This is a genomic window from Radiobacillus sp. PE A8.2 (assembly GCF_045635475.1).
In the GTDB taxonomy this organism is placed as follows: Bacteria; Bacillota; Bacilli; order Bacillales; family Amphibacillaceae; genus JBJGXI01.
The window spans coordinates 1-1222 of the sequence record NZ_JBJGXI010000104.1; the positions used below are offsets into that span (position 1 = coordinate 1).

Genomic DNA, 1222 nt, shown 5'->3' on the forward strand with positions numbered 1-1222 from the left:
CTTTTCGTAATTCCTCATAGCGATTCATTGCTTCTAAAGAATTTCTGAATCTGTCTATAATTACTACGTCGTCAATAACGAACAGTGCCAGGCACTGTTCGTGTTACGTTGTAAACGTTAAATACTGCGCCATGATATACTACATATAAGCAATGTTATGTTCGTTATTATCATACATACGATTTAATTCAATATTAGCTAAATCCAACACTTTGTTTCCAGCCTCTAAAGTATTAACATAATTCGTTTTCATCGCAGATAGGTGACTTTTTGTGATTTTCTCTGTCGATAATACATCTTCTAATAAATAATCATTTAAGACAGTTGCCGAAGATAAGGTAGATACTTCGTTGGTTAGTTGATGTGACAAATACTTTTCATATTTATTATTTTGTTTAAAATGAATGTAGCCAAATACAGCTGAACTAATTAATAGCAATAATATTAATGCATTAATTCCTAAGAAGATTTTCTTTCGCATTCAAATCACCTTTCTATAAATTATAAATCCTTATTCAAGAAAACTGCCACGTTAAGAACAGTGCCAGGCACTGTTCGTATTATAGCTCCCGTTTGTTTAAGTGTGATCATTCACTATTGATAAAAAAGAGTGAATGACACAATGTATCATTCACCCTTTTTTTAATTTGTTATAAATTTCTTAAGTAACTTTATATCTGTTTCATGCTCAGCTACTTTTACAGCTATACTTTCGACACTGGTTTGTTTTTCAGTATTACTAGCAACTTGCTTAGATACGTTATCTAATTTTTCTATAATAACTTGTTGTCCACCTTCAAGTCTTACCAAACGCTCATTTATAGGTTGTAACTTCTCGTCTAACAAGGATGAAAACATTTGAATTAATTCTTTATTGTCCATATCCTCACCACCTAAACTTATTATACCAACTTTTTTTTATTTTGTCGTAATATATAATAAATCTCTATACATTTATGTAACTTCCTTGATTATTTTGTTAAATTCATCAACAGTTAGATCCAATTGATTTAACAAAAAGCCAATCCCATATCAAAAAGACGCCTTCTTATTAAAGAAAAGCGCTCGCGTGTTGAATCGATAAACATTTACATGATAATTCGTTAATTAGTACTACTAGCCCACAAAAGGTAAATCCTAGCCCCATATTATTTCGATTTATAAACCAGCATTTTATTCGTATCGATAATGAGCTTTGCAGAACAGATAAAGTCAAACCCCA

Annotated in this window: 2 protein-coding genes; both read right to left on the reverse strand. The window is 30.9% G+C overall.

Annotated features, from left to right (window positions below; all coding sequences use genetic code 11):
• Positions 1-139: 139 nt before the first annotated feature.
• Positions 140-481, reverse strand: a complete 342-nt coding sequence (locus ACI6MV_RS24885; RefSeq protein WP_407272991.1) for a hypothetical protein — start codon at positions 479-481, stop codon at positions 140-142.
• Between the two features lie 161 nt (positions 482-642).
• Positions 643-882, reverse strand: coding sequence for a hypothetical protein (locus ACI6MV_RS24890; protein WP_407272992.1), 240 nt, complete (start codon positions 880-882; stop codon positions 643-645).
• Between the last annotated feature and the right edge of the window lie 340 nt (positions 883-1222).